The organism is Haemophilus sp. HMSC71H05, assembly GCF_001838635.1.
GTDB lineage: Bacteria > Pseudomonadota > Gammaproteobacteria > Enterobacterales > Pasteurellaceae > Haemophilus_D > Haemophilus_D parainfluenzae_R.
The window spans coordinates 1-4,965 of the sequence record NZ_KV838027.1 but is presented as its reverse complement, the minus strand read 5'-3'; the positions used below and the strand labels follow the sequence as shown (position 1 = coordinate 4,965).

6 protein-coding genes are annotated in these 4,965 nt (G+C 35.0%); 3 read left to right on the top strand and 3 right to left on the bottom strand.

The annotated features are described in order from the left end of the window. Positions 1–181 precede the first annotated feature (181 nt). Complete coding sequence (locus HMPREF3279_RS03875; protein ID WP_083327164.1) at positions 182–850, bottom strand: TfoX/Sxy family DNA transformation protein; 669 nt, start codon at positions 848–850, stop codon at positions 182–184. Positions 851–1,078: 228 nt separating this feature from the next. On the opposite strand from HMPREF3279_RS03875, the gene HMPREF3279_RS03870 reads away from it, so the two are divergent. From HMPREF3279_RS03870 to recX, 3 genes are all read left to right on the top strand, one after another. Beyond that, positions 1,079–1,921 carry a patatin-like phospholipase family protein gene (locus HMPREF3279_RS03870; protein ID WP_070868142.1) on the top strand — a complete coding sequence of 281 codons (843 nt, stop codon included), beginning with the start codon at positions 1,079–1,081 and terminating at the stop codon, positions 1,919–1,921. 136 nt (positions 1,922–2,057) lie between these two features. Beyond that, a complete protein-coding gene (recA, locus tag HMPREF3279_RS03865) occupies positions 2,058–3,113 on the top strand; it encodes a recombinase RecA (RefSeq protein ID WP_049369596.1) in 1,056 nt (351 codons plus the stop codon). 68 nt (positions 3,114–3,181) lie between these two features. Further along, entirely contained in the window at positions 3,182–3,634 is a 453-nt protein-coding gene (gene recX, locus HMPREF3279_RS03860) for a recombination regulator RecX (protein WP_070868141.1), read from the top strand. On the opposite strand, the gene crcB is transcribed toward recX, so the two are convergent. Together crcB and HMPREF3279_RS03850 are read right to left on the bottom strand one after the other, a co-directional pair. Further along, complete coding sequence (gene crcB / locus HMPREF3279_RS03855) at positions 3,609–4,004, bottom strand: fluoride efflux transporter CrcB (protein WP_049369600.1); 396 nt, start codon at positions 4,002–4,004, stop codon at positions 3,609–3,611. The two genes, recX and crcB, sit on opposite strands and share 26 nt — an antisense overlap. Next, positions 4,005–4,823 (bottom strand): Cof-type HAD-IIB family hydrolase, encoded by an 819-nt coding sequence (locus tag HMPREF3279_RS03850; RefSeq protein WP_070868140.1) that lies wholly within the window; start codon positions 4,821–4,823, stop codon positions 4,005–4,007. Between the last annotated feature and the right edge of the window lie 142 nt (positions 4,824–4,965).

Here is a 4,965-nt window from a genome sequence, read left to right as displayed (position 1 = left end):
CAGATTGTCTGATATATTGTTAAAGAGCAAAAAACAACGACGCACTGGTTTTGTTAAAGCTTCACAACAGCGCGTCGTTGTGTGGAGTGCATTATAGGGATTTTTGAAATCCACGCAAGCACTTTTTTAAGAAATTTCTTCGATAGATGATTTTTTAAACGTTAACTCCTTTATATGAATGCTATTCAACCTTTTTTAAGGTCCGCTTACAACGTCTAAACCCATTTGCAGAAAGTATTTCATTAAGTTTACTTAGCCCTCTTTCTTTCTCTTTTTCAGTATAAAACTCGCAATTACGATTATCTAAAGCACCTCGAAGCCGCCAATAAAAAGCCTCCGTTGCCCCTATATCCGCTTTCTTCAAACGAACAATCACATTTTCAGCACCTATTTGTCGTAAAATATCGACATTATCAATACCGACTTTCTTTAATGCTCGTTCATACTTAACAGATAAATTCGGTAAATCACGAATTCGGCCAATCTTAGAGAGTGCAGAATCAAGTTTCTCCTTCCTTATTTGACTAATAGAAAGAATAAGCAAGTTTCTCATTAAAGCATTATCTTTTAAAATACTTTCAGTTAAAGCATAATAATCAGATAGCACAAAGCGTTTATTGAGCTCATTTGTTGCAAAAGGTTTACATCCTAATCCTTTTAGCTTTATCGAAAGCTCATGTTTTGCACGCAAGTAAATCTTATTGTTTGTCCAAACAGCAAACATATCTTTCTCTTTATGAAACAGGCCATATCCCGTAAATAGATTTTTACTTGTCACATCTCCAATGAGTTGATTTAACAAATTACATACTTTACTGATATGATCATTTGGGATTATGAGAGTTTTCATTTTAAAACTCCTCCTTATCAAAGGGTTAATCACATACGACTAAACCAACAAGTACTTCTCAAAGTAGTTATATCATAACCAACTAAGTGTGACGAATATAAAAAATCAAATTTGTGAGAGAGATCGCAAATGTAAAATTTATTTATTGATAAACAACAAGATAAATATAAATAAGTTTATAGTTTAATATTTATTCCACTAAAACTTTTTCAAATTCCAGGAGTAAAAATGACAGTAGGACTCGTTCTTGAAGGTGGCGGCATGAGAGGTATGTTTACTGCAGGCGTCCTTGATACCCTCATGGAGCAAAACATTCAAATAGATAAAATTATTGGCATTTCTGCAGGTGCATTATTTGGCATCAATTATGCATCCAACCAAAAAGAAAGAGCATTGAGATATAACCTAAAATATCTTAAAGATAAACGTTACATGGGATTTCATAGTCTTTTTACAACGGGCAATATTATCAATAAAGATTTCGCTTTCTATGATCTCCCCTTTAATCTCGACCCTTTTGATCAAAATGAATTTGAGAAATCTCACATTGATTTCTATTTAGCCGCCACAAACATTGAGAATGGTAAAGCAGAGTATTTCAAAATCAAAAATGTTTTCGAAGAAATGGAATACTTCAGAGCAACCTCAGCGATGCCTTTCGTCTCACAATTTGTGGAAATTAATGGACGAAAATATCTGGACGGAGGAATAGCTGATAGTATTCCATTTGAAAAAGCACAAGAGCTCGGTTGTGATAAAATCATCGTTGTTTTAACTCAACCTATCGACTACCGTAAAACAAAATCCTCTTCTTTTTTATTCAAGCTTTTTTATCGCAAATATCCACACTTAGTTAAAACCTTAGAAAATCGCTACCGCACTTATAATGAACAAGTAGAAGAAATCATTCGCTTAGAAAAAGAAAATAAAATCTTTGTGATTCGCCCAAATGTCTCACTCAATATAGGTCGATTAGAACGAGATGAAACTAAAATAAGAACTGTATATGAACTGGGTGAAAAAATTCTCGAAGCACAAATTCAAGATCTAAGAAAATACTTAAGAATTTGATTTTAAATAAACTATTTCTCAAGTTTGGAATCTAGTTCACATTTTTTCATCAAGGAAAAAATTTTCTCTTGATACTGTACATCAATACAGATATAATCTAGCCAAATTTAGATAACTCTATTCAAGAAGGTTTTATATGGCAACTCAAGAAGAAAAGCAAAAAGCACTCGCGGCAGCACTTGGTCAAATTGAAAAGCAATTCGGTAAAGGCTCAATTATGAAATTGGGCGATACTCAAGCCCTTGATGTTGAATCTGTTTCAACGGGTTCTTTAGGTCTTGATGTCGCTCTTGGTATTGGTGGTTTACCAATGGGTCGTATTGTTGAAATTTTTGGACCTGAATCTTCTGGTAAAACAACCTTAACTTTATCTGTTATCGCTCAAGCTCAAAAAGTCGGTAAAACCTGTGCGTTTATCGATGCGGAGCATGCACTTGATCCTATTTATGCAGCAAAACTTGGCGTTGATGTGAAAGAACTTTTAGTTTCCCAACCTGACAATGGTGAACAAGCTCTTGAAATTTGTGATGCATTAGTTCGTTCTGGTGCTGTAGATGTGGTCATTGTGGACTCTGTTGCTGCTCTTACCCCGAAAGCTGAAATTGAAGGTGAAATGGGTGATTCACACATGGGTTTACAAGCGCGTTTAATGTCTCAAGCGCTACGTAAATTAACCGGTCAAATCAAAAATGCAAACTGTCTCGTTATCTTCATTAACCAAATTCGTATGAAAATTGGTGTCATGTTTGGTAACCCAGAAACTACAACTGGTGGTAATGCACTAAAATTCTACTCTTCTGTACGTTTAGATATCCGTCGTACTGGTTCAGTTAAAGATGGAGATGAGGTCATTGGTAATGAAACTCGTGTTAAAGTAGTTAAAAACAAATTAGCCGCACCTTTCCGCCAAGTGGATTTCCAAATTCTTTACGGAGAAGGGATTTCCAAAGCTGGAGAATTAATTGAACTTGGTGTTAAACACAAACTTGTTGAAAAATCCGGTGCATGGTATGCATATAACGGTGAAAAAATTGGCCAAGGTAAAGCTAATGCGATGAAATGGCTAAATGAAAACCCTGCAAAATCAGACGAACTTGAAGCGAAACTTCGTGCTGAATTAGTCGCTAACCCAGAACAAGCATTAATGGCTGATATTGAACAATCTAATGATGATGCAGAAAGCGATTTCTAATCACTAAAAGTGCGGTCAATTTTGACCGCACTTTTCATTTCAACCGTATTTGACCACAAGGAATTTATATGTTTTCTCTTGCTTTAAGCTATGTTGTTAATTTACTTGCTCGACGTGAATATAGCGAATTTGAACTACGCAATAAAATGCAGGAAAAAGCTTTTACAGAAGATGAGATCGATGAAACAATAGCTCACTGTCAGAAAAAAAACTGGCAAAATGATAAACGATTTACTGAAAATTATTTACATGCACGTTCGCAACGTGGATATGGTGCAAATCGTATTAAACAAGAATTACGTCAACTAAAAGGTGTATCTTCAGACGTCATAAATGAAGTCCTTGTAGAAAGTGAAATTAATTGGACTGAAATCGCAGAAAAGGTTCTACGTAAAAAGTTTCCTAATTATTCAGAACCACAACCAATTAAAAGCAAACAAAAAATTTGGCAATATATGCTTTCTCATGGATTTTATTCTGAAGAATTTAGCGATTTTATCGGAAATGGAATAGAAGACTGATGAGCCTAAAGAAATAAATCCCTAATACTGTAAAAATTAAGCAACCAACTAAATGACTCACTAAAACGAACAATCCATTGCCCCATTCTTCTTTAAAAAAGAGTTCGATCACTTCGCCTGAAAAAGAGGAAAATGTGGTGAGCGCACCAAGAAATCCAGTCACTAAGAATAATCGCCATTCAGGACTAAATTGAGGGAAGGTCCAAAAGGCTGCTAGTAAAATTCCCATCAAAAAGCAGCCAATAAAATTAGCCACAAGTGTACCAAATGCAAGTGAACTAAACAGGGAATTAAGCCATAAACCTAATCCCCAGCGTAAAGAGGCACCAATTGCCGCACCGGCACTAACCAGAAAAATTGACTGAAACATCTATTTAATACCAAAAATTTCTGCTAAATGTTTGGCCACTGCTTCGTCTTTATTGAACCCGATCTCTTCCAGTTCCGGACAAGCTTCTTTTAAACGAGAATCAGCATTTGCCATCACATAACCTTTACCAACCCAAGAAAGCATTTCAACATCATTCTGGCCATCGCCAAAAGCAATACAATCTTTTAATCCATAATTTCTATTTTCTAATAGATGAGCTAATGCATCACCTTTCGATACATTTTTGTTCATCACCTCTAAGCAAGTTACCGCAGAATAAACAATTGTGGTTTTATCCCCGAAATGTGTTCTAAGATAATCTTCTAGTTCTATTAGATCTTTAGGCTCATGAGCAATAAAAAATACTTTTTCAGTTCCTCTTCCATGATGCTTTGTAAAATCGACCACTTCGTACATAAAACCTGAATCCTTATGATATTTTGCTAATTCAGGTACATCTGTATTGATAAACCAACCATCATCTTGATAAGTATTGATACAAATCTTGGTACGATCAAAAGGGATTTTATACAACTCAAGTACGATTTCCTCTAGAAGACTATTGCTATAAATAAGATTACCTTTTAGATCACGCACTCGTGCGCCATTGGAAGTGATCATTAGGGCATGCTCCGCTCCAATCTTACCTAAAATAGAAGCAACATCTGTATGATTACGTCCCGTTGCTAAAATAATATCTACACCTTTTTGTTCTAATTTATTCAATACATCAATAGTAAACTCACCAATTACATGATTGGTATTAAGTAGCGTGCCATCAAGATCAGAGACAACGGCTTTAAATGGTAGTTGTTGCATAAAAACACCCGTATAAAAAATGAGTCTGTATCATACCAAAACGATACAATTTTTGACTGCACTTTCTATTATAAAAACAACATTCATTGATAAAAAACAAAAAGGCGTATCTTTCGATACGCCTTCTTAATCTAACTTGTTA

Bases quoted from the DNA above. Each gene is read 5' to 3' on its own strand.
- HMPREF3279_RS03875 (WP_083327164.1), bottom strand. From the start codon at position 850: ATGAAAACTCTCATAATCCCAAATGATCATATCAGTAAAGTATGTAAT.
- HMPREF3279_RS03870 (WP_070868142.1), top strand. From the start codon at position 1,079: ATGACAGTAGGACTCGTTCTTGAAGGTGGCGGCATGAGAGGTATGTTT.
- recA (WP_049369596.1), top strand. From the start codon at position 2,058: ATGGCAACTCAAGAAGAAAAGCAAAAAGCACTCGCGGCAGCACTTGGT.
- recX (WP_070868141.1), top strand. From the start codon at position 3,182: ATGTTTTCTCTTGCTTTAAGCTATGTTGTTAATTTACTTGCTCGACGT.
- crcB (WP_049369600.1), bottom strand. From the start codon at position 4,004: ATGTTTCAGTCAATTTTTCTGGTTAGTGCCGGTGCGGCAATTGGTGCC.
- HMPREF3279_RS03850 (WP_070868140.1), bottom strand. From the start codon at position 4,823: ATGCAACAACTACCATTTAAAGCCGTTGTCTCTGATCTTGATGGCACG.